The organism is Limnospira sp. (assembly GCF_051859755.1).
In the GTDB taxonomy this organism is placed as follows: Bacteria; Cyanobacteriota; Cyanobacteriia; order Cyanobacteriales; family Microcoleaceae; genus Limnospira; species Limnospira fusiformis.
Window position 1 is genome coordinate 1 of sequence record NZ_JBIMLI010000010.1, and the last position, 21,182, is coordinate 21,182.

The window sequence follows — 21,182 nt, forward strand, 5'->3', positions numbered from 1 at the left end:
TGGTAATATTCTGGGTTATAAATAACGTAGTATAGTACCCCCAACTTTTCATAAATCGCCATTTTGGACTCATACTCATTTCCCGGAGTCCAGGAAACCACCTCTAACACCAACTGAGGAACCATTCCCCCTTCTTCCCAGACCACATAACTTTTCCGAGATTTATTACCTGGTCGGCGGCGGTTCACTCCCACCGTCAGAAAACCATCAGGAATTACTGGGACTCTGGGGTTATCCCCGCTGGTGTGATAAATTCCCATATCTACACCGAAATACCAATCATTGCGGTCTTTCCAGATAATTGCTAGAAGAAATAATAGGTAATTGGGGAGAAAGTTTTGGTCTTCGTTATCCACAGGAGTATCATCAGAGTCGGGAAGTTCATCACTGGTGGGTAGATTTTTATAAAGGTCAATAGAAACCATAGGTCTAAACCAGTAGAAGACAGTTTTAAAAATTCGATATTTAAATTATAGCATATCTGCGATCGCGGGTTATTTATTAATGTTTAATCAAGTTTTTTTAAGAAAAAATAAGGGTGGGTTTATCATTCTTTTACTTTGTAGTAGCAAGCTGATATGATGAACCCAACCCTAGGTTATTTTCGGGGGAAGTGTTATTTTAATATGTTTGACACTTCAGCATGAATGAGGGCAATATTTGGGTCACGCTGAATGGCTTGATAATAACGCTTTTCTCGTTCGGTTCCCTGTTCATCTACTCGCAGTAGAAATTTAGCTTCTTCTAGTAGTTCGTTAACTTGGTCTAAGGTGACGGGTTCTTTTTCCTCTAGGGTTTCGTCAATTTTGACAATAAATTGGGAAAATGGTCGCAGCCAGCTAAACCAATCATCTCCAATTACTAGCCGGAAAAATTCTCCTTTAGAGGGGATACGTCCGTAACACTTCTCATAAGTAATGCGTTCGGACTCTAGGAGATTTTTATGTAAGTTAAGTAAGCCTGTCCGCAACTGACGCAGACGCTTAAATGGAAGATTGAGAGGAGATTGAGTTGAGGACATGAATACAAATACGATCGCTATTTTCTGAGTTATCTTATTATCCCATAGAATGGGTAATTTAATGATAACTTATTCCCAATCTTGGCTGGTGTCACAAATAAAATTATCGGTGATAATATCATCAAATTGGTAAGGACAAATATCGGGAAAAGTTCGCAAAGGCAGACCTGTCTCTCGGAGAGCCAAATCAACCCCAGCCTCGAAGCTGTCCTCCAAGGCTTGGGCGATTCGGGACTTTAAACTAGGATTTCGAGATAAATGTCGCCGGGTGGCGCGGCGCTGTTCTCGAATGGTCAAGAACCAACTCCTTGAGCGTTTATGGGGTTGATATTCCCACTTGAGTAAATGCCCTAACAAGACTGTTAGATGACTGACTAATTCTCGATATTCTTGTCTTCCTAAACTGTCAATTTCAGCTTGTAAATTTTGCCAATCTAGGTTATTAATATCCTGTTGGGCTAAGGCTTGTAACTGCCACTGAGTCCAACCGTAAAAGTCCTGTTGATATAAGGAAAGTTTCTGACTATCCATAATCAGGATGCCTATATGTTATAATGGTGCATGATATTTGAATTAATGATTATGGCATCTATTTCTAGGTCGGAAGTAAAACAACTGTTAGAACGTTTGATTTTTGTGGACGATCGCCCTCAAGATTGGGTAGAGGATGTGTGGGGCATGAGTCCGACTTTAGGGGAAACTGCCGCCCGCTTGGTTGATGCTTTTGAGGCTGTAATTGAATGTTGTTCGGAGGAAAAGTTAGAGAATCTGTTACAGTCTCTCTATAGCGATCGCCTCGATGAAGATATCTGATATCATAGCATTTGCGTAGCTCCTAAATACTTGGTAAGATAGGGGGAAAACACCTCATAAATCAAGGTTAAGGGCTTCCCGTGATGCCAGAAAAGATAATAACGACCCCAAAAAGGCCCCGGCTGTCCAAAGGCTAATTCTAAGGCTTTAGAATCGCCATAGTCAATACCTTGCACATCTCGATATAATTCAGTTCTCAGCCTGGCTAAACTTGCCCAAATTGGCAGAGATCTATTTTGTAAATACTCGTCAACGTGGCTATTTTCCCACCAGGAAGTAGCATAGGCTAAACGTTGTCCTGATGCAGTCCGTAACCAGACTTGACGGCGCAACCGAGGGCCGGGGACTGCCTGAATCAATGGCGGCGCACCATCTGGACTCATACCAATGGCAGACATATCAATCACATCGACCTCTGTAGGTTCCCCGGTGAGTAGTTGCAGGTGGCGGGTTGGCGATCCGTCTCCCAATAGCATAATTTGCCAGGCTGGGGATAATTTGCTGTGGGGGAGTCCTTGGCGGACTGTTTCCTGGTTTCCCTGCCAACGACACCGGAGGCGATGCCAGCCAGCAGGCTGTTGAATGGGGTTAGGGGAGTGAATGTGGGCAGTCAATGTTTTTTACAATTCTTAACGTTGGTTGTAATCATAGCGCATCTTTGTGATCATAAGTTTTAGTCCCCTAGGGGGGAATTTCCTGCCCGCCATAGAGTTTCTGAAGTTTCCCAGAAACCGCTATCAGGATTATGATTAACAGAATCAGTGAAAGTATCAAGTATTATGTCAGATCTTATGTCGGCCCCTAATGATATCACCTTAACGGTCACAGTTTCCCAGGAGTTAATGCAGGAAATTGAGCAAAAATCTCAAGCATCTGGACACAGCATCACGCAACTGGTGCAGGAAGCGATCAAGGAATATTTAAACCTCAATAATGCCACAGATATAGAACTTTTACGTCGTCAGATCATTGAACTCCAGCGACAATTATTAACTCTGGAAAAAATACCCCAAGATTTAACGGCGGTTGAAACTAGGGTGGCTATATTAGAAAGGCGCTTAGGTTCAGTAAGTATAACTAATCAACGATCATCTTTACCTACTGTGGCAGCAGATGATGAGGATTTTTATGATGAACCGGATGAAATACTCACAGATTTTTTGCCAGATTAATTAAGGGCAATTTTGGGTATCTAAAAACTTTAATTGCTGATATAACATCTGAATGCGAGGGAGATGCACTCCTCCGGCTGTAGCCATTTTTAAGGGATTGCCTAAAATGGCATCAATTTCTAGGGGGCGGCGCTGATCATAGTCAATTTTCATGCTGGTTTTATAGGGTGTCATGGTTTCGGTATGAGACAACATTTGATTAATTATTTCGCGCTCAAGAAAGCGATCGCAACCTTTAGCACCCTCTAAAACTTCCCCCATAATTTCCTCAACTAAAACCCGAGTTGCTGGATTTGACATCATTTGATCAGTGCGGGCATTTAAAACTACTGATAATCCATTATAGGGGATATTCCACACCAACTTTTCCCAACGAATTGAGAGTAAATCTTCGGCTATGTCTAGGGGGACACCAGCCTTTTTAAAGTCTTCACCAATTTGTTGGAGTCGGGGGGTAATGCCACCAGATTGGTAATTGTGGTTATATTCGGCTAGTTTCATCATACCATAGTCTAAATGGCGAATATAACCAGGTTTGATTTTATTAGAACAAATTACACAAATACCCCCTAAAACTCTGTGATTGCCGACTATTTCGGCTATTTCTGGCTCAATTCCTAACCCATTTTGTAAGACCAAAACCACGCCATCAGGTTTTAAGACTGGGGGTAAAATTTGGGGTAGTAAATGATTTTCTGTGGATTTTATGGCGACAATTACTACATCACAGGGTGGCATTTTTTGGGGATTATTGTAGGCTGGGACTTGGGGGAGTTGAAAATCACCCCAAACGGATTCTATTTGTAAGCCATGCTGACTCACCCAATCGTAATCACTTCTGAGTAAAAAATGAACATCTAGTCCTGATTTCTGAAGTTTAGCGCCATAGAATCCACCTAATGCCCCGGTGCCAATAACTGCATAACTACGAGGATTGCTAAGTTGAGAAACCAAAGTCATATCATCTAATTAATTGATGGTCAAAAGCTGTTAATATTATGACACAAATCATTGTATTTGTCGAGGATTTAACCATTGTTGAATGGGAGGAGGAAGGGGTTGTCTTTGGCGGGTAGATGGGTTAATTGAGATATGCTTAGTTATACCTTGGGCGATTAATGATTGAGGCTGATCAGCAAGGCAGATTTGATATTCTATCTGAAAGGTATCTAGGCTTAGTTGTTGAGGTGAGAGGTTAATGACAATCCGATCGCCACAATAAATGGGTTGCCGATAGTCCATAGAAGCATGGACAATGGGAATGGCAAAATCGGGGTTATTGACAAAAGTTTTTAGGTCAATGCCTAGATTAATTAAAGCGGCTTCATAGGCTTGGTGACACATAGACATCATCTGGGCAAAATAGACAACGCCAGCGGCATCAGTTTCGCTAAAGTAGACAGTTCTAGTATATACCACAAAGGTGATGAATAAATGAGCAATTTCGGACTATTGTTCCCCTGAACTAGGGGAAATCAGGGGAATTTATGGGAATTGACTATCCTTGGTTTTTGATCATCATAACATCAATAATTTTGGTAGCCATTTCTTCTGATAAATCGAGGGAACTGTAGAGGTCATTAAGTAGGTCTTCTTCCTCTTTGGTAATTTCACCATCAGCGAGAGTGATATCTGTAGCAATGGCAAAGACTGTTTCCCGTAACTCTTTGGGTAAGACAGCGATCGCCGATTTTAATAAAGTATTGTAGCCGTGGGTTTTAATTTCCGTGAGTAGACGATCTAGCATTTCCCGTTTCTGAGTCGGGGAATAGTCGCTAAAAAGCTGCATTCGCGATAGACTACTATTGAGGATTTGAGACTCACTGGGGAGAACCAAACCATCAGCGGCTATGGCAATTAAAGCGATCGCCGCAAAGGCTTCCGGGGGTGAAAGTTTAATAGTAGCGTTGCTATCAGTAGATTCAGACATAGTTAATTTTTCCTGATTTGGGAGTATTTCCGATCTTGATTATGATGACACTGGATGCCGAATTTTTCCAATCTATTGATCAGCTAGGGCAATTTCCGCGGCCAGAAAATCGATAAACTGTCGCGCCGTCCGTCCCGATCGCCCATTATGTCTTGTTGCCCACTGGCGGGCGCGATAATCAAGATCTTCTGGATCGATAGTTATTCCGGCTTGAGTAGCCAGATGCTTAACTATGCTAAGATAAGTTTCCTGATCTGCTGGTTCAAAAGTCAGGGTTAAGCCAAAGCGATCGGCAAATGATAGCTTTTCCTGGACTGTATCCCAAGCCTGTACTTCATTTTGGTCTTGAGGGCGGGGACGTTCATCAAAAAACTCTCGGACTAAATGGCGGCGGTTTGAGGTGGCATATACCACCACATTTTCAGGTCGGGCGGTCATATTTCCTTCCAGGACAACTTTCAAGGCTTTAAAAGCATCATCATCTTCTTCAAAAGATAGGTCATCCACAAAGATAATAAACTTTTGGGGAACTCCCCGCAACTGTTCAATTACTTGGGGTAGGTCTCGCAGTTCAGATTTAGTTACTTCAATTAATCGCAAACCCCGATCGCTATATTGATGTAACAAGGCTTTAACTAGGGAAGATTTCCCTGACCCCCTACTGCCATATAACAGAACATTTAAGGCAGAATATCCCGCCAATAAAAACTCGGTATTTTTTAACAAGATTTCTCGCTGTGGTTCATATCCTACTAATTGGTTGAGGTGAATCGGATCAGGATTCGCGATCGCCATTAGTTCCCCATTCCGCCAACGAAATGCCTGGTTTTCGGCAAATTGACCAGTTCCATATTGTCGATAGTGGGCGGCGATCGCTTCAATGGCATCTCCCCAATTTTCCCCTTGGGCTAACTGATTACGCAGAGCCAGTTCTTCAATTTTATCAACTAAAATAGGTTCATCTTCCCAAACTATTGGCAATTCGGGAATTTGGGCGATCGCTTGTACCCATTGAGCCATTGTTATCCCCTGACATTTATAGAGGATATGTAAGATTCCTAAATCGTGACGGGTAGCCGCAATTAAAGAGGGATTTAATGCCGTTAGGTCGCACTGTTGGGCTTGACGGGAAAAGGGATTATCTGCCCTCAGAATTTGAGTGATTAAGTAATTTTGCCAGCTTTGGGATTGTTCGGCTTGGACTCGAAACCAGTAACTATAAGCCTGTAAAGTTTGATGGCTGTCTGCTTGTAACATATAGTCTAATAGGTTCATAAAGGCTTGACCTATTGGATCTCCCATTACTTCCTGATAAAGCAGCAGGGATAGCGCTTGACGTTGCAGAAATCGAATTTTAGCGATCGCTTCAGATAACGGTGAGGACATGGGCTAATTTGGCTGAAACTTACATCTAAACACAACCACGACACTCTCTGATTATATGGCATAGTGCCACCATCAAAAACGTTAATTTTTACAACATTTTCTTCCGAGTCGGTCTGATTCCTGATAAGTTGCTATTGATGGCAGTTTTTAATCAGTAGGAGTTGGGATTGATGAGTTTAGGTATGATCGCCACTCTCCTTTATGGAGTTTTGGCAATTGTTGGGGGAATTGTTGGATATAAGAAAGCCCAAAGTAAGATTTCTCTAATAGCGGGTGTCAGTAGTGGTATACTGTTATTGGTCGCAGCTTTGGGACAAGCCCAAGGCTGGGAATGGGCGTTAATTTTTGCCCTAGTTATTTCCGTGGTTTTAGTATTAGCTTTTGTGGGTCGATATGTGAAGACTCGAAAATTTATGCCGTCCGGTTTAATGGTAATTTTAGGAATGGTGGCGATCGCTGTGATGGTTTATCAAATTATTGGCGGTTTCAATACTGGGCTGATGGTTTAAAAGCCCAACTGCGAGGCGGGCGGGTGATTTCGTCTAACCACTACCCGCCCTGTGTTAATCCCCTCAGTTAATGATGTTTCAAATCTCAGCTTTCAGGATGGCTTAAAAAAGGAACTGCTACCACTGTAGCCGTTGTGTCTCCTAGGGATACTTCCAAGCCTTCGCCCCCCGCTTTTGTGCGGATATAACCCAAGCCAAACCATCCCTCTTGAGTCTCGGTAATGCTGGTAAGTTTACCGACTTTTTCATCCTTGAGATTAATCACGGTTCCCGGTTCCACAAAACCCGAAAGACGCAAACCCCATAATCGTTGTTTAACTCCTTTATAAGTGTTGAGACGGGCGATGGTTTCCTGTCCGATATAACAACCTTTCTCAAAGGAAATATTACCCCATAATCCCGCTTCTAGGGGGTTATAATCTTCTGTTAGTTCCCGATCTGGTGTGGGGCGACCCTGGAGAATGCGGAGTTGTTCCCAAATGCGATCGCCCAAAGGAACAGCCCCAGCTTCCGTCAGAGATAGCCACAAATTCCCCGCCGCCTCTGTGGGAACTATCAGAGTGTATCCTTCCCTAGCCAAACCACTACCGATCGCCACACGAACGGAAATATTAGCCACCATGTCAACCCAGTGATTTCCCCGGGTCAGATTTTCAGCCATGGTAGCCCCCAGTTTTGTCAGTAGAGAGGAACTTTCCGGTCCAATGAGACTAAATACCGCCCACTGGTCGCTGATGTCTTTTATATTAACCCTATCCATGGGGAAAATATAGCGGTCTAGCCATTGTAGCAGGTGCTGACGGCGATTCGGCGAAACCAGTAATAACACCGCCTCCTCGGTCATGTAAGCCGTTGCTAGATCGATATTTCGGGCGGTGGAGGTGACAAATACTGTATCACATCCCTGTCCCGGTTGGCGATCGCTAATAGAATTGGTGCTTTGGTTGTGGAGGAAAGATAAACGATCTTCCCCAGAAAGTTCTAATAGTCCCCAATGGGAGCGATCGCATAACGCCACCGTCTCCTCGGAAGCATTCAACGCTTCAGTGTCATTATCAAAACTGAGGGGAACCTGACCAGCTTCATCATATATGGCTTTGGTATTCGCGTAAATCTCTGGGAGGGTTTTAGTCATTGTCCTGTTAAATTAGCAAAAACTTTCTCGATTAAGTCTTGAGTTTTGCGATCGAGTTTATCCCAATCTACATCTCCTGTATTATCCAGTAAACTGGTATCAATTTCCACCTCCTGGGGTTGGTCAGGTGTATGGGTGGGTTGATAGTCCTGGAAACAGACTTGATAACACAGATCCCAAACATCAATGTTTACTTGTTGGCCATTATGCTCTAATTTAAGTACATAACCCGGATAGGGGGTGGTATGGGTTTCATAACTTCCCTTCCAGATAGATGTTTCCAGTTGCTTACGAATGTTATCTAGGACTCTGATTAAAGCTGGCTGCATAAGTATTTCAGCTTGCTGCCAAGCCAGTTGGTTTTTAATTTTGGGTTTCATGGATATTAGCCACGGAAGGGTCTATTGAGTTATGATTTACATCAAGGGAAACCATCATATTTTAACATACATTAATCTCAATTGACCATGAAAATTCTTTTAGTGGATGATGATCAATATTTGAATCAACAATTATCCAAATCTCTGAAAGCTCATAATTATGTAGTCGATATAGCGACCGACGGCGAATCGGGATGGAACTATATCGAAAGTTTTGAATATAGTTTGGTTATCCTAGATATTATGTTGCCGAAACTGAATGGGATTGCACTATGTCGAAAATTGCGATCGCATAATTATCAGATGCCAGTGCTATTATTAACAGCTCGTGATAGCTGCGAAGACAAGGTTTTAGGGCTAGACGCGGGGGCTGATGATTATCTAGTCAAACCGATTAGGGCTGAAGAATTAATCGCCAGAATGCGCGCCTTATTGCGTCGTGCGACCATTTCTTTACCGCCAGTAATCCATTGGGGAGACCTAACTTTAAACCCGGCAAAATGCGAGATTTCCTACCAAAAATCGGTCTTACCTCTCACCCCCAAAGAATATGGATTGATGGAATTATTTATTCGCAGTCCCTATCGTGTTTTCAGCTACGATAGCATCATCGAACATCTCTGGTCAATAGAAGAACCTGCAGCCGATAACACTGTCCGCGCCCATATTAAAAGTCTACGCAATAAGCTAAAAGACGCTGGCGGAGACCCCAAGTTAATTGAAAATGTCTATGGGATTGGATATCGGATTAAATCCCTAGATGACGGGAGTTTTAGTCATCAATATTCATCCTTGAACCGCCCCCCTTTGTCCGTAGATGAAACCGTTACGGAGATTTGGGCAAAAATCAAAGACAAAACCATAGCTAGAGTTGAGAGTATTCAAGCAATAGCTATGGCTAATTCCCAAGATTTAAATGATGAAAACAACCCCCGCCAATATGCCTATATAGAGGCTCACAAACTAGCGGGTTCTTTGGGAACTTTTGGATATGGTCGAGGTTCCGAAATCGCCAGAAAAATCGAATACTTGTTAGCGGGAGAACAACCCCTAGACACCGACAAGCAAACACAAATTGAGAAATTAACTGAAGACCTCTTAAAGGAGCTGAAAAAAACGCCGGCCAAACCCCAAATAAAAGAGATGAAAAAGCACCCCAAAACCACTGTGCAGTCATTGTTGATTGTTGATCATGATACCATCCTAGGGGAACAAATTATTAGGGAAGCCCATAGTCGTGGTTTAGAGGCTCGACTGGCTCCTGGTGTGGGGATAGCCAGAGCCATGATGGTTGAGTATCAGCCCAGTATAATTTTACTAGAATTGAACTTTCCCAAGCCGGAAGAAGATGGGTTAATGCTATTAGAAGATATCGCCTATCATCACCCAGAAATTCCGGTGGTCATATTCTCAAGGCGATCGAGTTTTATAGATAGGCTGACGGTGTGTCGTTTAGGGAGTCGGGCGTTTCTGCAAAAACCGATGTCTAGCCATCAAATTGTGGAGATAGTCACAGGAATTCTGAATAATAATACCATCACCGGAACCATTATAGCGATTAATGATGATCCGCAAATTTTGGAACTATTAGAAGCCCTGTTGTGTCCCTTGGGATTAGAGGTAAAAACCCTAAATACTCCGCGAAAATTCTGGCAAGTCTTAGAAATATCTAACCCGGATTTACTAATTATTGATGTAGAAATGCCCCATTATAATGGCATTGATTTATGTCAGGTAATTCGCAACGAACCCAGATGGCGTTATCTGCCGATTTTAGTATTAACCAACCACACAGACCCAGAAACTAGAGCGGAACTATTTAGAGCCGGTGCTGATGATTTTATTAGCAAACCGGTAGTCGGACCGGAATTAATAGCCCGTTTATTTAGTCGCTTGCATCGCAGTCGTCTGTGGCGTAATATAGCGGAGATAGACACCTTAACCGGAATCGAAAATCGCTATAAATCAACTGAAGATATAAACCGATTAATTCGGATTGCTGGTCGTCACAAACAACCCCTGTGCTTTGCCATTTTAGACCTGGACAATTTTAAAGATATTAATGACCAATATGGTCATGATACGGGGGACTGGGTTCTGCACCGATTTGGGGAAGTTCTCAAAAAAGCATTTCGACAGGAAGATATAGTAGGAAGATGGGGAGGAGAAGAATTTGCGGTAGCCATGTATGGTACTTATAAACAAGATGCCATGAAGCGACTGCAAAAAGTTTTAGAAGAGTGGCGTTTAGAGGTTCTAGTTCCAGAAGATCATATAGCTTTTTCGGTCACCTTTAGTGGGGGAGTAGCTCAATATCCAGAAGATGGGCATGATTTACAACTACTGTATCGAGTGGCAGATGCTAACTTAGATCAAGCTAAACAGGGCGGACGCAATCAAATTATCGGATAATTTACTACCATGATCAGCCAAACAGTTTTGATTATTGATGATGATGAGGATATTCTATTGGTGACGGAAAGCTGTTTACAACTGCAAGGGAAATGGCAGGTGCTAACAGCCGCATCAGGAACGGAAGGATTTACTATAGCGAAACAACAGCAACCGGATGTTATCCTACTGGATCTAATTATGCCGGGTGTAGATGGAGAGGCTACCATAAAAATGCTCAAAAATGATATAATGACTGCGGAAATTCCGGTGATTTTGATGACAGCCAACAACTCACCTAAACAACGATCGCTCTATTTAGGATTAGGAGCGATCGCCATCATTAACAAACCCTTTGAACCCCTAGAAATTTCCGATCAAATCAGTAATGCTCTAGGTAACTAATCGTGTACTGGCCATCCTTAACCAATCAATTCCAGAGCCTCGCCAAATCCATAATTGGCGGTTCCCAAAGGCTGGCCATTTTAGAAGCCGGCTTAATCGGATTAATTTCAGGAATAGCCGCCTTTTTTCTGAGAACAGGAGCCGGGTGGTTAGGGTCTTGGCGAGTCCAAGGTTCCGCCCACTTTTCAGCTTGGCTATTTTTACCCATATTAGGCGTAGTCGGGGGGCTGTTGTCTGGTTTCCTAGTCGAACGCATAGCCCCAGAAGCAGCCGGAAGCGGTATCCCCCAAGTTAAAGCAGCCCTAGGGGGAATCAAAACCTCCCTAGATCTACGGGTAGCAGTAGTCAAACTGATCAGCACCATGATCACCATGGCTTCTGGATTCACCCTAGGACGACAGGGGCCAACAGTACAAATCGGAGCCGCCCTCGCCGCCTGGGTAAGTCGTTGGGTTCCCACTTCTCCCAACTATCGCAAACAACTAATCGCCTGTGGAGCCGCCGCCGGACTAGCCGCCGGGTTTAACGCTCCCATAGCCGGGGTTTTATTCGTAGTGGAAGACCTCCTACACGACATCTCAGGATTAACCCTCGGACCCGCCATTATCGCCTCATTTACTGGGGCGGTAGTATCCCGGCTATTAGGAAACAAAGCCATGGGACTACCTCCCACCATAGACATACCCCCAGAAGCCCTATATCAACAATGGTTAATTGAACCCCTAGAAATCCCCTTTTATATCCTGGTGGGTGTTCTCTCGGGAGTATTTGGGGTGTTATTCAGTCGGGGAATTATTACCTTTCAGAAATTTAACCGCCATACCCTCAAATTAGGACTACCCCTGAGTATGGCTGTGGCGGGTCTAATTTGTGGGATGGTTATTGCTGTGCTACCAGAGACTTTTCGAGATAATGCCGGTTTGCGAGAATATATCCTCAAAGGTAATATCCTCTGGACAACCACAGCCCTAGCTTTTGTAGTGCAGTTTTCCCTAACTACCATGGCGGCGGGTTCCGGTGCGCCGGGTGGATTATTTGCACCATCCCTAATTTTAGGCGCGGCTTTGGGGAATACTATTGGCTTATGGGAAGAGGCAACGATCGCCTTACAACCTCACACCACTTTTGCTTTTGCCGGAATGGGAGCCTTTTTCTGTGCCGTGTCTCGGACTCCGGTCACCGCCGTGGTGATTGTCTTTGAAATCACCACCAATTTTAACTTGGTTCTGCCACTGATGATCTGTTCTGTGGTCTCCTATTTGGTAGCCGAAAAGATAGAAAAAGATTCCCTATACGATCGCCTATTGGCTTTGAGTGGCATTGAATTGGAACCTGACCAAAATGCTGACCGGGTAGCCTTAAATATGTTGCACGCTAGGGATGTTATGCAGCGACAGGTAGAAACTCTCGAAGATCAGTTATCCCTAGAACAGGTTAGGTCCGCTTTTTCTCAATCCCATCATCGCGGCTTTCCCGTAGTCAACCAGGGTAAATTGGTCGGTATTATCAGCCAAACTGATATGGCAAAGATTAACCAACAAGACATATCAGAACAAACCCCCCTACATAAGCTGATGACTCCCCAACCTGTTACTATTTACCCTGATGCTCCCCTCAGTGAGGTTCTGTATCTGTTGGGACGGCAAAAACTCAGTCGCCTTCCCGTCGTCGAGGGGCGGCATTTGGTGGGAATTATTACCCGCAGCGATATTATTCGCGGTGAACTTGGATATATTAGCGGTAGTCACCAGGTGGGGCATCATGCCACCCCCTCCTATGTGGTTTATCAAACTCGCGGCCCCATGGTCGGTCATGGGCGACTATTGGTGGCTTTGAATAATCCCACTACCGCCCCGGCTTTGCTACATATTGCGGCGGCGATCGCTGCTGAACGTAATTATGAGCTAGAATGCTTGACTATTATTACCATTGCTCGCAATTTGTCCCCGGCGGAAACTCCGGTATCCATTACTAAATGTCGCCGTCTACTTCGCCAAGCTGAACGTATTGCCAAAAGCTGGCGGGTTCCTATTCATACTCAAATTAGGGTCAGTCATGATGTGTCTGGGGCGATTTTGGAGACCGTGCAAGAACGAAATATTGATTTGACTTTGATTGGGTGGCAAGGGGAAAGGTCCGCCACTAATCGGGTTTTTGGCACTGTGGTTGATACCATTATTCGACAAGTACCCGGTGAGGTTGTTTTGGTGAAGTGGGGAAAAAATGTTAACCCCATTTTTAGTGACCCCTCAGATCAGCGATCGCTCCAGTTTCCGGTTTGGCGACGTTGGTTAGTTCCTCTGCGAACTGGGGGACCTCCACCAGCCGCAATGGGCATTTTACCCGGTTTGGCTAGGTTGAGTTTGCGCCCCGATATCCGACTGTTAACTGTGGTTAAAAATGCTTTGTCTGAGGCGGAAATGGCAAAGCTAGACCACCTAGTTGAGGAGTTGAAAAGCCCCATTAATGGGGAGGTGGTGGCAACTGCTGTTTGTGCTAGGTCTGTGGTTGATGTACTTTTGGATATTGCTAATCATGATTACTGTGATGTGATTGTTTTGGGTGCTAGTGGCGAAAGTATGCTGCAACAGGCGATTAAGGGTAATATCCCCGAAGCGATCGCCCGTGGTTGTCCTTGTACTGTCATTTTGGTACGCCCACCTATTATGAATTGACCAGGTTTGGTTTTTGGTCAATAATTCTGCTATAATTTCGGCGGAATTGTCTGACTATTAACTGCCAACTTCATTGGAAATTATGACCGAACCCAAAAATCAACACCTGACCCACGCCTTAAATCAACTTATTGGTGATTATGGCATTCAAACCGTTTTGGATTGCCTCGCCGATCGCTGCTTGAAAGAAGCTGATTTTTTGAGGAGCGATCGTAGTACCGACTTGGCCGACAATTGGGAAGAAATCGGCAAGGGTTTAAAACATATTTTAAGCCGATGGCAAGAATAAATTAACCCCCAAAATATGGGGTAATATGCTTGACATTTTGGATAATTTGTGCTTGTATCAGATAGGGTTATTGCTATTGATTAATTAACTATAAATCCCTTAATCTTAATGGATGTACTCAATGTTAGTTACCGCGCTGCTAATCCTAGGGATGTCCTAGAAATTGCACCACTCATCAGACTGGCTGCCGGGGAGATGATGGATTTTTTACTCCAGCCTCTTCATCAACAATTAACCGTTGAACAAATACTAGCCAGAATGATTCAGTCAGAAACTTCTGTTTTATCTTATCAAAACATTGAGGTTGCCTATAGTCATGGTCGCATTATTGGCATGGCGAACAGCTATCCGGCTAATGCCGATATCATCACAGAAGAGATGAAACAGTTATTTAAGCCTGACCGTTTGGCTATTATCGAGGCTTTTGATAACGCCAAAGTTGAGGGGAGTTGGTTTCTTAATATTTTGGCGGTTAAGTCACCATATCAACGGCAGGGTATTGGCACATCATTAATCTGGCGAACCAAGCAAAAAGCCTGGGAATCAGGATTTTCTACCTTGAGTTTAGTTACTCAATCGGATAACTTGACCGCCATTCGCTTATACCAAAAAAATGGGTTCCGAGAAGTTAAAACCCTGGTAATTCCTCCCCACCCAGAAATAAGCGATCGCCTCAGTTATATTTTAATGAGTTGTGACCTCACTATCTAAATAAATTAACCCCGAATTATGCGACTTCCTCAACCTTCTGAAGGTCTGGTTAATAGCTTATATCAGCGCCGCCACCAATTAGCGCAACTGGTAGATTTTCCCGTCCTGTTGTGGTCTGGTGGTGTGCGATCGCGCAATTTTCCCGCTAATATTTATCCTTTCCGCGCCAGTAGCCATTTCTTATATTTTGCCGGTCTATCCTTAGTCGATACTGTCATCCATTTAGAAGGGGGAAAACTGACCCTATTTATGGATGACCCAGACCCAGATAGCGCCCTATGGCATGGGGAAAGTCTCTCACGCGATCGCCTCGCTGAAATTATCGGTGCCAACTCCGCTTTTCCCAAATCGGAATTAACCCAAAAAAGCCATAATGCTGCCACCGTCAGAGTGCAAGACCCAGCCACCCTTGCCGAAATGGAACGCATTTTAAAGCGCCCTGTCATGGCTCCAGCCGCCGCCGTAGGTCAAGATTTAGCGTTAATCAAAGCCATAATTAACCTCCGTTTATGCCATGATGATGCCGCCCTGTCCGAACTCAAAAAAGCCGCCACCGTCACCGTCAAAGCACACCAAGCCGGAATTTTAGCCACCCCCACAGCCAGCCACGAAAGTGATATTAGGGCAGCCATGGAAGCCGTCATCATTGCCCATAATATGACCTGTTCTTATAATAGTATAGTGACCACCGAGGGTCAGGTATTACATAACGAATTATACCATAATCCCCTGAAATCCGGTGATTTATTATTAGCAGATGTCGGCGCAGAAACCCCTGGGGGATGGGCTGGAGATGTCACCCGCACCTGGCCAGTTTCCGGCACTTTTTCCCCTACCCAAGCCGATATATATGATATAGTATTAGCCGCCCATGATGCTTGTATTGAGCAGGTCAAACCCGGTGTAGAATATAGGGATATTCATTTATTAGCGGCGGCGGTTATCACCGAGGGATTAGTAGATTTAGGGATTTTGCGAGGACAGGTAACCGAATTAGTAGAAAAGGATGCTCACGCCTTATTTTTCCCCCATGGTATCGGTCATTTACTAGGGTTAGACGTTCATGATATGGAAGACCTAGGAGACTTAGCCGGATATGCTCCTGGGCGCAAAAGAAGCGATCGCTTTGGTCTAGGTTTTCTGCGTCTAAATAGACCCCTAGCCCCCGGAATGCTAGTCACCATCGAACCTGGTTTTTATCAAGTTCCAGCCATTTTAAATCACCCATCCAATCGCGAAACCTATCGAGATATGGTAAATTGGGAACAACTCGAAAAATTTGCCGATGTGCGTGGCATTCGCATTGAGGATGATGTATTAGTCACCGACAGCGGCCGGGAAGTTTTAACCGCAGCCTTACCCAGTCAAAGACATCACCTAACAAAATAAGTGAGACTCTAAAGCCTCACTTAGCCACCGCTCAAAGGGGATAAATAATTTATAAACCGGGTAAGTTCAACCCACCAGTCAACTCTTCCATGCGTTCCCGCATAGTAGAGGTGGAGTTATTATAGGCTTCCTTCATCGCCGTTAAGATTAGATCAGAGACTACATCAGGTTCCTCTCCCAGCAAATCAGGAGATACTTCTACCCGGCGAGGTTGTTGGTTCCCACTCAGATAAACCTTCACCAGGCCACCACCCGCTTCTCCGAGGACTTCCAGTTCATCCAAATCTTCCTGAAGTTTTTTCGCCCCTTCCTGAACCGCCTGGGCTTTTTTAAAAGCCTCGGCTAGTTCCTTCATTTTACCAAGGCCGAAGCCATCACGACCGAATCCTTTTCCTTCTGGTGTCATAACTAATTTTCCCTTGCGTCATGGACGCTCTGAGTTTTCCATAAGACCTAGCTTAACCCCAAATTGTACCAGAAGTCTTGATCTAGGAACAATCATGGCGAATCAAACTGGCTTCACAGGGCCACAATTCTCAGCCTAACAGACTTTGAACTGTTTCTTTGACCCATGCAGGTAAGTCACTCTGCATCACTTCCGCAGCGTAACTTTAATTTGCTTAGTCGTTTACCACTCCGGGATAATGCAATTGCTTGGTTGTAGCAATACCGACAAGCAGCCAGCCATTTACGCCAGACTTGATTTAGCTCTAGGCTGGGGTAAATCCGGATCTTCTTTGACCTGAGTTTTGTATTTACTCCGTCCGTATAATCGGGAACTGAAGCAGTGGAGGATGGCGAGGATGTCCTCAACCATTTCTGGTTCTGGACTGAGACTTGTCTGGTTGAGAATCATGAGTGAGCAACTGTTTTGCTCACAGAGCCATCGAAACAAGTCAAATCCAAATCTGGCCAATCGGTCTGGGTGGGCAACGACAACCATGCGGACATCTCCTGACAAATGATGTCCCAGTAAGGCCAGCATTTTCTTTCCCTTGAAGTTGAGCCCGCCTCCGATTTCTGAGACGACTTCTGCTTCGGGGTAGAGGTTGGACAGTGCGGCCACCTGTCGGTTGAGGTCGGACTGCTGGGCGCGGCTACTAACTCTGGCATAGATAACGACTTTGCGTTTGTCACTGCCTGATTTGGCAGTATATCACTCAACGTTGTATCGTCGTTGCCCAGCGGGGGTTCTGATGGTCTCGATTGAGCCATTGTCGTCCCATCTGCGGAGTGTTCTTTCATGGACTCCAAGGATTTGGGCGGCTTCCTTGGGTTTGACATATCTGGCAATAGGTTTATCCTCAACCCTTCTCGCTTATTATACCGTATTGCCCTAAAATATTAACCGAATTTGTGATTAAATCATGCTCTCTCCACGCTAAAGCAACGGAGATTCGGGAATGAACCAAAAGTTCTCACAGGCGTAGTCAAAGCGCCCCTATAGGTAGCCATAAGGCTTCCCTTTACTTTTTTTCGATGTCCCTTTTGCCTCTCGCCGATGAAACCACTTTGCTACCGACATTTCTGCATTATGCAAGTCTGCCCTCACGGGATGTTAAGCCCCTTTCATTCGGGTCTTAGAGAAGGCAGTTATATGATACCATAGCACCCGCTGGCGTAAGCACGCCTGTCGCTTTTCCTCCCCGTTAAAGAGACGGGGCTACCAAGCCACCGAGCTTTCAGCGTGTTGAGATCTTAAAACTTCCAGCAGTAGCCGTGGTGCAACCCACAGAATCAATCGTCCGGTATGATGACTTATCCGCAGTCCCCACAGCGGGTTTAGGCATAACCCAAACAAATCTTACCCAAAAATTCCCTGAGCAACTACCCTTGTTTTGACGCTCCCCGCTCTAAATAGACGGGGATTCTTCATTCATAGACTTGCCATAATTTAGCAGGATTTCTCCAACCAAACTAGAGGGCAAATCTCTGAAGCTTGAGATTTGGTGCGCCCCACCATACTTAATCCTTTTGGCAATATGTTTAAAGCAGCGTTTCTATCACGGAAGTCTGTATATCTGCAATGAGGGCAGACATGAGTGCGAGTAGATAACGACTTTTCTACCCTTTGGTCACAATTAGAACAATTCTGAGAAGTATTATGGGGTGGAACAGCAATAACCAATTTGCCATACTTATCCCCAAAATACCCTCGCCATCGTTTAAAAGTAGCCCATCCTGCATCGGTTATCGACTTGGCTAAACGATGATTTATAACCATACCTCGAACATTCAAGTCTTCACAAACTACCAAACCGTTAGATTGGACTAAACGGAGTGCCACGCTTTTGACAAACTCTTCTCGCTGTCTGCTTACTCTTAAATGTTTTTTGGCCTAAGGAGTTAAAGGGGTTATGGTATCTCTAGGATCTAATTTTATGGAGAATTGAACATAATATCCATCTGCTTGTCTAATAATCCTCACTCGCTTAATCTGTTCAGGCTGATAGTAATTAATATCCCTAGAGCCGATCAGCTTGAGCTTACCAATACCTTTTTGGTCGGTAAAAGTGATCTGCCGTTTATTGTCTGATAGTTTCCATCCAGAGACTTTATATTCTACCGAACGAGAATGTTTTTTGAATCTTGGATACCCCTTCTTCCCCTTGACCTGGTTTTGGCAATTCTCGTAAAAACGAGTAATGGCACCGAGAACCCTTTCAACTGTCGTTTGACAAGCATGATAGTTTAAATCCTTGACCAAATCAAACACCTTCCGCAGTGCTGTGTTGCATCGAAATAAGTCAACCTTACCTATGCCACGATTGTCCATCCAATAACGAAGCACCTTATTGCCGACAAACTGTGCTGTCCGTATTGCTTCATCAATGGCTTCGACTTGATGTGGCTTGGGTTGGACTTTGTATTCGATCACCAACATTTTGACACTGTACGCGCTGGTATCAGCCATTATAGCCTAAAAAATAAACGCGGGTTAAAACCCGCGAGTCGCCCTAACCCTCCCTTGAAAGACGAGGGCTTGCGGGCATCCCGTGTGATTTTCGTCAGATCCATAGCCAAAATTTTGGTGAAAATTTCTTGATTTCCTCCACAAGATCTTCACAATCTCATGGTTTGATGAGAATTAACTACTTTAGTAAACCGCCAGCACCCCTTTTATAAAATCGCTGGCCTATATGATCAAAGCATAGCCTGAGTCCATCGGACTTGGGCTATGTTGTCTGCGAGGAAAAAGTTGGTTTTTGCCGGGGCGGGTTTATTTACAGTTCCAGAACAGCAACCACTAGCCTGTAACATAGAAGCTGATCATCAGAATTCCGCTTTTTCCAAGGTTGAGAAAGGCTAAGAACCACCAGACATTCAGGACTTAAAATATAGTCATTGTCTAGTTTAGTACAAAGCTCTGGATCAGTCACGTTTAAGACCAAGCTGTTACCGCCCTCTAAAGGAATTTCCCCTTTCCACTTCCCGTAATTATTGCACCAAGTTTTAAACCCGTCAACCTTGACTATTTGTAATGTACGTCTTTGATGGCGAGGCAATGAAGATATGTATGAATAGGGGATAGCATTCAGCCAATCATGACAATGACTATGAATAATTTCATCATCACAATAACAAACTACGTCCATAGGGCTAACTCTGCCAATGTGCTTCCAGGAACCCCTTAAAATCAGTCTATTCTCGTATTCATATCCATTTCCTGTATCACTTAGAGGTATATCAACGATATCCAGAGGTTGGATAAGCCTTCCATTAATCTGAGACATATTTACCGGAATGCGACCATCATCCAATCTAGTCACAGGACGAACCCATTTACCTGTAGATATTTCTATCCCAGCAATACAACGGTCATTGTTCTTCCGAGAATTAGCAAGACAAATTAATTTTGACATCATCCTTACGACTTATAGGTGATGAATGTTTATATTTCCCCATTTTTGGTTTAAGTATTCAGCAACTAAGCGACGATGACAGTTATGAGGTTTAGCCTCACTGCAAAGCAAACAGGCTCCATGAGCTAAATCTGGGGACAGTTTTTTTTCGATTTGACGCTCCTCCATCAGCGTTAAAAATTTCTGCTCGTATATCGACCAATCTCCTTTTTTCTTTTTGTACTCATCAAGAATATCTTTGGTGGGAGCCAAGTCTAAAATATGCACATAATCAATATCGTTGATAGTTTTCAAGAAATACTCTAAGTCGGCTCTTTTAGCGAATCCCGCCAATTGAGATACGTTATTTAGGCGAGTGTCTATAACTGTCTTAACACCTGCTTTTTTAAGAGTTTCAAAGAAATTTTGTGCGCTCTTTTTAGTGAAACCTATGGTGAATAAATCAACCTTATTTTTCATGGCTATTATCCGGTTCGACATAAGCAATCTCATCCCCCTGAAGTCGATAAGCTTGGCTCAAGCATTCTTCTCTTGTCGGTAAAATTTGGGGGGAAAATAGGGAAAGCTGAACTTCTTGTGAATCGCCAAAATCCCTAAAACCATGCTTGACAAGCATTCTATCTTCCAAATGCTCATGAGATTCTAAATCACCATTCTTGAGGATGTGATTTATAGGGATATCCAAATCCCGTAAGTGCTGACAGACCAAGATGGCTCTGTGACAGGTTAATGGATCTTTTTCAGCACACATCAGCGAAATCTTATGTTTTTTCAAACCTTTCTGAAGTCGCTTAATTCCTTGGTGAAACGCATCTGTGAGGGCAATTCTTTCATATACGGCTTTACCATTGATATAGCAGTCGGGGTTACTAGGTCTTGCACCCAGTTCCCGTCCCAGAAAAACATATTGAATTCCCTCTTTAGCGAGAAACTCTTGTAGGGATGAGCGATTGAAATGTGACAAGAATCGGCTGTAGGGATGTGAACGTACATCAGCAACAGCGGTTACTTGATGCTTTTGGAGCAGGGAGATAAAAGCATCTATCTCATGATTAGAGTGACCGATACTGAATAACTCCATGCTGCTCCTCTGTTGTTACCTAGTCATACCAT

General features: G+C 44.0%; 26 protein-coding genes and 1 pseudogene. 9 read left to right on the forward strand and 18 right to left on the reverse strand.

The features are described from left to right. The 3 genes from ACTIE0_RS03135 to ACTIE0_RS03145 all read right to left on the reverse strand — a co-directional run. Positions 1-425, reverse strand: a 425-nt coding sequence (locus tag ACTIE0_RS03135) for a Uma2 family endonuclease (protein WP_439516834.1), incomplete at its 3' end; no start/stop codon positions are given. Positions 426-616: 191 nt separating this feature from the next. Next, positions 617-1,021, reverse strand: coding sequence for a hypothetical protein (locus ACTIE0_RS03140; protein ID WP_006625513.1), 405 nt, complete (start codon positions 1,019-1,021; stop codon positions 617-619). A 69-nt stretch (positions 1,022-1,090) separates the two neighbouring features. Continuing rightward, positions 1,091-1,552 carry a DUF29 domain-containing protein gene (locus tag ACTIE0_RS03145; RefSeq protein WP_006625512.1) on the reverse strand — a complete coding sequence of 154 codons (462 nt, stop codon included), beginning with the start codon at positions 1,550-1,552 and terminating at the stop codon, positions 1,091-1,093. A gap of 45 nt (positions 1,553-1,597) precedes the next feature. On the opposite strand from ACTIE0_RS03145, the gene ACTIE0_RS03150 reads away from it, so the two are divergent. Next, the gene (locus ACTIE0_RS03150; RefSeq protein WP_006625511.1) at positions 1,598-1,834 is read left to right on the forward strand and encodes a hypothetical protein; all 237 of its coding nucleotides are present in this window, start codon (positions 1,598-1,600) and stop codon (positions 1,832-1,834) included. A gap of 2 nt (positions 1,835-1,836) precedes the next feature. On the opposite strand, the gene ACTIE0_RS03155 is transcribed toward ACTIE0_RS03150, so the two are convergent. After that, positions 1,837-2,448 (reverse strand): chorismate lyase, encoded by a 612-nt coding sequence (locus ACTIE0_RS03155; protein WP_006625510.1) that lies wholly within the window; start codon positions 2,446-2,448, stop codon positions 1,837-1,839. A gap of 165 nt (positions 2,449-2,613) precedes the next feature. Here ACTIE0_RS03155 and ACTIE0_RS03160 point away from each other — a divergent pair, with 165 nt between their 5' ends. Further along, positions 2,614-3,006: a ribbon-helix-helix protein, CopG family gene (locus ACTIE0_RS03160; RefSeq protein ID WP_006625509.1), complete on the forward strand. Its 393-nt coding sequence runs from the start codon at positions 2,614-2,616 to the stop codon at positions 3,004-3,006. Here the strand turns inward: ACTIE0_RS03160 and ACTIE0_RS03165 are convergent, their stop codons facing one another. From ACTIE0_RS03165 to ACTIE0_RS03180, 4 genes are all read right to left on the reverse strand, one after another. Beyond that, positions 3,007-3,966: a putative 2-dehydropantoate 2-reductase gene (locus tag ACTIE0_RS03165; RefSeq protein WP_006669586.1), complete on the reverse strand. Its 960-nt coding sequence runs from the start codon at positions 3,964-3,966 to the stop codon at positions 3,007-3,009. It lies immediately after the preceding gene. Positions 3,967-4,014: 48 nt separating this feature from the next. After that, positions 4,015-4,425 carry an acyl-CoA thioesterase gene (locus tag ACTIE0_RS03170; protein ID WP_006625507.1) on the reverse strand — a complete coding sequence of 137 codons (411 nt, stop codon included), beginning with the start codon at positions 4,423-4,425 and terminating at the stop codon, positions 4,015-4,017. A 79-nt stretch (positions 4,426-4,504) separates the two neighbouring features. Continuing rightward, on the reverse strand, positions 4,505-4,936 hold the full coding sequence (locus ACTIE0_RS03175) for a tellurite resistance TerB family protein (protein ID WP_006625506.1): 432 nt from the start codon (positions 4,934-4,936) through the stop codon (positions 4,505-4,507). A 72-nt stretch (positions 4,937-5,008) separates the two neighbouring features. Then, on the reverse strand, positions 5,009-6,322 hold the full coding sequence (locus tag ACTIE0_RS03180) for an ATP-binding protein (RefSeq protein WP_006669585.1): 1,314 nt from the start codon (positions 6,320-6,322) through the stop codon (positions 5,009-5,011). 170 nt (positions 6,323-6,492) lie between these two features. Between ACTIE0_RS03180 and ACTIE0_RS03185 the strand changes: the two genes are divergently transcribed. Continuing rightward, on the forward strand, positions 6,493-6,831 hold the full coding sequence (locus tag ACTIE0_RS03185; RefSeq protein WP_006669584.1) for a TMEM14 family protein: 339 nt from the start codon (positions 6,493-6,495) through the stop codon (positions 6,829-6,831). Positions 6,832-6,916: 85 nt separating this feature from the next. Here ACTIE0_RS03185 and ygfZ read toward each other — a convergent pair whose 3' ends face one another. Both ygfZ and ACTIE0_RS03195 read right to left on the reverse strand, forming a co-directional pair. Continuing rightward, entirely contained in the window at positions 6,917-7,966 is a 1,050-nt protein-coding gene (gene ygfZ / locus ACTIE0_RS03190; protein WP_006625503.1) for a CAF17-like 4Fe-4S cluster assembly/insertion protein YgfZ, read from the reverse strand. Beyond that, positions 7,963-8,346: a hypothetical protein gene (locus ACTIE0_RS03195; RefSeq protein ID WP_006625502.1), complete on the reverse strand. Its 384-nt coding sequence runs from the start codon at positions 8,344-8,346 to the stop codon at positions 7,963-7,965. The genes ygfZ and ACTIE0_RS03195 overlap by 4 nt, the downstream gene beginning before the upstream one ends. A gap of 87 nt (positions 8,347-8,433) precedes the next feature. Between ACTIE0_RS03195 and ACTIE0_RS03200 the strand changes: the two genes are divergently transcribed. From ACTIE0_RS03200 to ACTIE0_RS03225, 6 genes are all read left to right on the forward strand, one after another. Continuing rightward, on the forward strand, positions 8,434-10,758 hold the full coding sequence (locus tag ACTIE0_RS03200; RefSeq protein ID WP_006669583.1) for a response regulator: 2,325 nt from the start codon (positions 8,434-8,436) through the stop codon (positions 10,756-10,758). 9 nt (positions 10,759-10,767) lie between these two features. Continuing rightward, positions 10,768-11,142, forward strand: coding sequence for a response regulator (locus tag ACTIE0_RS03205; protein WP_006669582.1), 375 nt, complete (start codon positions 10,768-10,770; stop codon positions 11,140-11,142). Between the two features lie 2 nt (positions 11,143-11,144). Further along, entirely contained in the window at positions 11,145-13,817 is a 2,673-nt protein-coding gene (locus tag ACTIE0_RS03210) for a chloride channel protein (RefSeq protein WP_006669581.1), read from the forward strand. 82 nt (positions 13,818-13,899) lie between these two features. Continuing rightward, positions 13,900-14,106: a hypothetical protein gene (locus ACTIE0_RS03215; protein ID WP_006669580.1), complete on the forward strand. Its 207-nt coding sequence runs from the start codon at positions 13,900-13,902 to the stop codon at positions 14,104-14,106. Positions 14,107-14,214: 108 nt separating this feature from the next. Beyond that, complete coding sequence (locus ACTIE0_RS03220) at positions 14,215-14,817, forward strand: GNAT family N-acetyltransferase (protein WP_006625497.1); 603 nt, start codon at positions 14,215-14,217, stop codon at positions 14,815-14,817. Positions 14,818-14,835: 18 nt separating this feature from the next. Next, complete coding sequence (locus tag ACTIE0_RS03225) at positions 14,836-16,206, forward strand: aminopeptidase P family protein (protein WP_006669579.1); 1,371 nt, start codon at positions 14,836-14,838, stop codon at positions 16,204-16,206. A 49-nt stretch (positions 16,207-16,255) separates the two neighbouring features. On the opposite strand, the gene ACTIE0_RS03230 is transcribed toward ACTIE0_RS03225, so the two are convergent. The 8 genes and pseudogenes from ACTIE0_RS03230 to ACTIE0_RS03265 all read right to left on the reverse strand — a co-directional run bounded on the left by ACTIE0_RS03230 (position 16,256) and on the right by ACTIE0_RS03265 (position 21,150). Further along, the gene (locus tag ACTIE0_RS03230; protein WP_006625495.1) at positions 16,256-16,612 is read right to left on the reverse strand and encodes a YbaB/EbfC family nucleoid-associated protein; all 357 of its coding nucleotides are present in this window, start codon (positions 16,610-16,612) and stop codon (positions 16,256-16,258) included. Positions 16,613-16,788: 176 nt separating this feature from the next. Further along, positions 16,789-16,938: a helix-turn-helix domain-containing protein gene (locus ACTIE0_RS03235; RefSeq protein ID WP_228116618.1), complete on the reverse strand. Its 150-nt coding sequence runs from the start codon at positions 16,936-16,938 to the stop codon at positions 16,789-16,791. Further along, positions 16,895-17,500 (reverse strand): annotated as a pseudogene (locus ACTIE0_RS03240) (IS607 family transposase). Before ACTIE0_RS03240 ends, ACTIE0_RS03235 begins: the two are co-directional and overlap by 44 nt. Positions 17,501-18,100: 600 nt before the next feature. Then, a complete protein-coding gene (locus tag ACTIE0_RS03245) occupies positions 18,101-18,493 on the reverse strand; it encodes an RNA-guided endonuclease InsQ/TnpB family protein (protein WP_315639236.1) in 393 nt (130 codons plus the stop codon). A 51-nt stretch (positions 18,494-18,544) separates the two neighbouring features. Continuing rightward, positions 18,545-19,120: an RNA-guided endonuclease InsQ/TnpB family protein gene (locus ACTIE0_RS03250; RefSeq protein ID WP_006626220.1), complete on the reverse strand. Its 576-nt coding sequence runs from the start codon at positions 19,118-19,120 to the stop codon at positions 18,545-18,547. 310 nt (positions 19,121-19,430) lie between these two features. Then, complete coding sequence (locus ACTIE0_RS03255; RefSeq protein WP_006626222.1) at positions 19,431-20,072, reverse strand: dual OB domain-containing protein; 642 nt, start codon at positions 20,070-20,072, stop codon at positions 19,431-19,433. Positions 20,073-20,081: 9 nt separating this feature from the next. Next, the gene (locus ACTIE0_RS03260; RefSeq protein WP_006626223.1) at positions 20,082-20,528 is read right to left on the reverse strand and encodes a DUF488 domain-containing protein; all 447 of its coding nucleotides are present in this window, start codon (positions 20,526-20,528) and stop codon (positions 20,082-20,084) included. Continuing rightward, positions 20,518-21,150, reverse strand: coding sequence for a DUF488 domain-containing protein (locus ACTIE0_RS03265; RefSeq protein ID WP_006626224.1), 633 nt, complete (start codon positions 21,148-21,150; stop codon positions 20,518-20,520). The genes ACTIE0_RS03260 and ACTIE0_RS03265 overlap by 11 nt, the downstream gene beginning before the upstream one ends. Positions 21,151-21,182: the final 32 nt, after the last annotated feature.

Excerpts from the sequence above, each read along its gene's own strand:
- ACTIE0_RS03140 (WP_006625513.1), bottom strand. The coding sequence starts at position 1,021 with ATGTCCTCAACTCAATCTCCTCTCAATCTTCCATTTAAGCGTCTGCGT.
- ACTIE0_RS03145 (WP_006625512.1), bottom strand. The coding sequence starts at position 1,552 with ATGGATAGTCAGAAACTTTCCTTATATCAACAGGACTTTTACGGTTGG.
- ACTIE0_RS03150 (WP_006625511.1), top strand. The coding sequence starts at position 1,598 with ATGATTATGGCATCTATTTCTAGGTCGGAAGTAAAACAACTGTTAGAA.
- ACTIE0_RS03160 (WP_006625509.1), top strand. The coding sequence starts at position 2,614 with ATGTCAGATCTTATGTCGGCCCCTAATGATATCACCTTAACGGTCACA.
- ACTIE0_RS03165 (WP_006669586.1), bottom strand. The coding sequence starts at position 3,966 with ATGACTTTGGTTTCTCAACTTAGCAATCCTCGTAGTTATGCAGTTATT.
- ACTIE0_RS03175 (WP_006625506.1), bottom strand. The coding sequence starts at position 4,936 with ATGTCTGAATCTACTGATAGCAACGCTACTATTAAACTTTCACCCCCG.
- ACTIE0_RS03180 (WP_006669585.1), bottom strand. The coding sequence starts at position 6,322 with ATGTCCTCACCGTTATCTGAAGCGATCGCTAAAATTCGATTTCTGCAA.
- ACTIE0_RS03185 (WP_006669584.1), top strand. The coding sequence starts at position 6,493 with ATGAGTTTAGGTATGATCGCCACTCTCCTTTATGGAGTTTTGGCAATT.
- ygfZ (WP_006625503.1), bottom strand. The coding sequence starts at position 7,966 with ATGACTAAAACCCTCCCAGAGATTTACGCGAATACCAAAGCCATATAT.
- ACTIE0_RS03195 (WP_006625502.1), bottom strand. The coding sequence starts at position 8,346 with ATGAAACCCAAAATTAAAAACCAACTGGCTTGGCAGCAAGCTGAAATA.
- ACTIE0_RS03200 (WP_006669583.1), top strand. The coding sequence starts at position 8,434 with ATGAAAATTCTTTTAGTGGATGATGATCAATATTTGAATCAACAATTA.
- ACTIE0_RS03205 (WP_006669582.1), top strand. The coding sequence starts at position 10,768 with ATGATCAGCCAAACAGTTTTGATTATTGATGATGATGAGGATATTCTA.
- ACTIE0_RS03215 (WP_006669580.1), top strand. The coding sequence starts at position 13,900 with ATGACCGAACCCAAAAATCAACACCTGACCCACGCCTTAAATCAACTT.
- ACTIE0_RS03220 (WP_006625497.1), top strand. The coding sequence starts at position 14,215 with ATGGATGTACTCAATGTTAGTTACCGCGCTGCTAATCCTAGGGATGTC.
- ACTIE0_RS03225 (WP_006669579.1), top strand. The coding sequence starts at position 14,836 with ATGCGACTTCCTCAACCTTCTGAAGGTCTGGTTAATAGCTTATATCAG.
- ACTIE0_RS03230 (WP_006625495.1), bottom strand. The coding sequence starts at position 16,612 with ATGACACCAGAAGGAAAAGGATTCGGTCGTGATGGCTTCGGCCTTGGT.
- ACTIE0_RS03250 (WP_006626220.1), bottom strand. The coding sequence starts at position 19,120 with ATGGCTGATACCAGCGCGTACAGTGTCAAAATGTTGGTGATCGAATAC.
- ACTIE0_RS03255 (WP_006626222.1), bottom strand. The coding sequence starts at position 20,072 with ATGATGTCAAAATTAATTTGTCTTGCTAATTCTCGGAAGAACAATGAC.
- ACTIE0_RS03260 (WP_006626223.1), bottom strand. The coding sequence starts at position 20,528 with ATGAAAAATAAGGTTGATTTATTCACCATAGGTTTCACTAAAAAGAGC.
- ACTIE0_RS03265 (WP_006626224.1), bottom strand. The coding sequence starts at position 21,150 with ATGGAGTTATTCAGTATCGGTCACTCTAATCATGAGATAGATGCTTTT.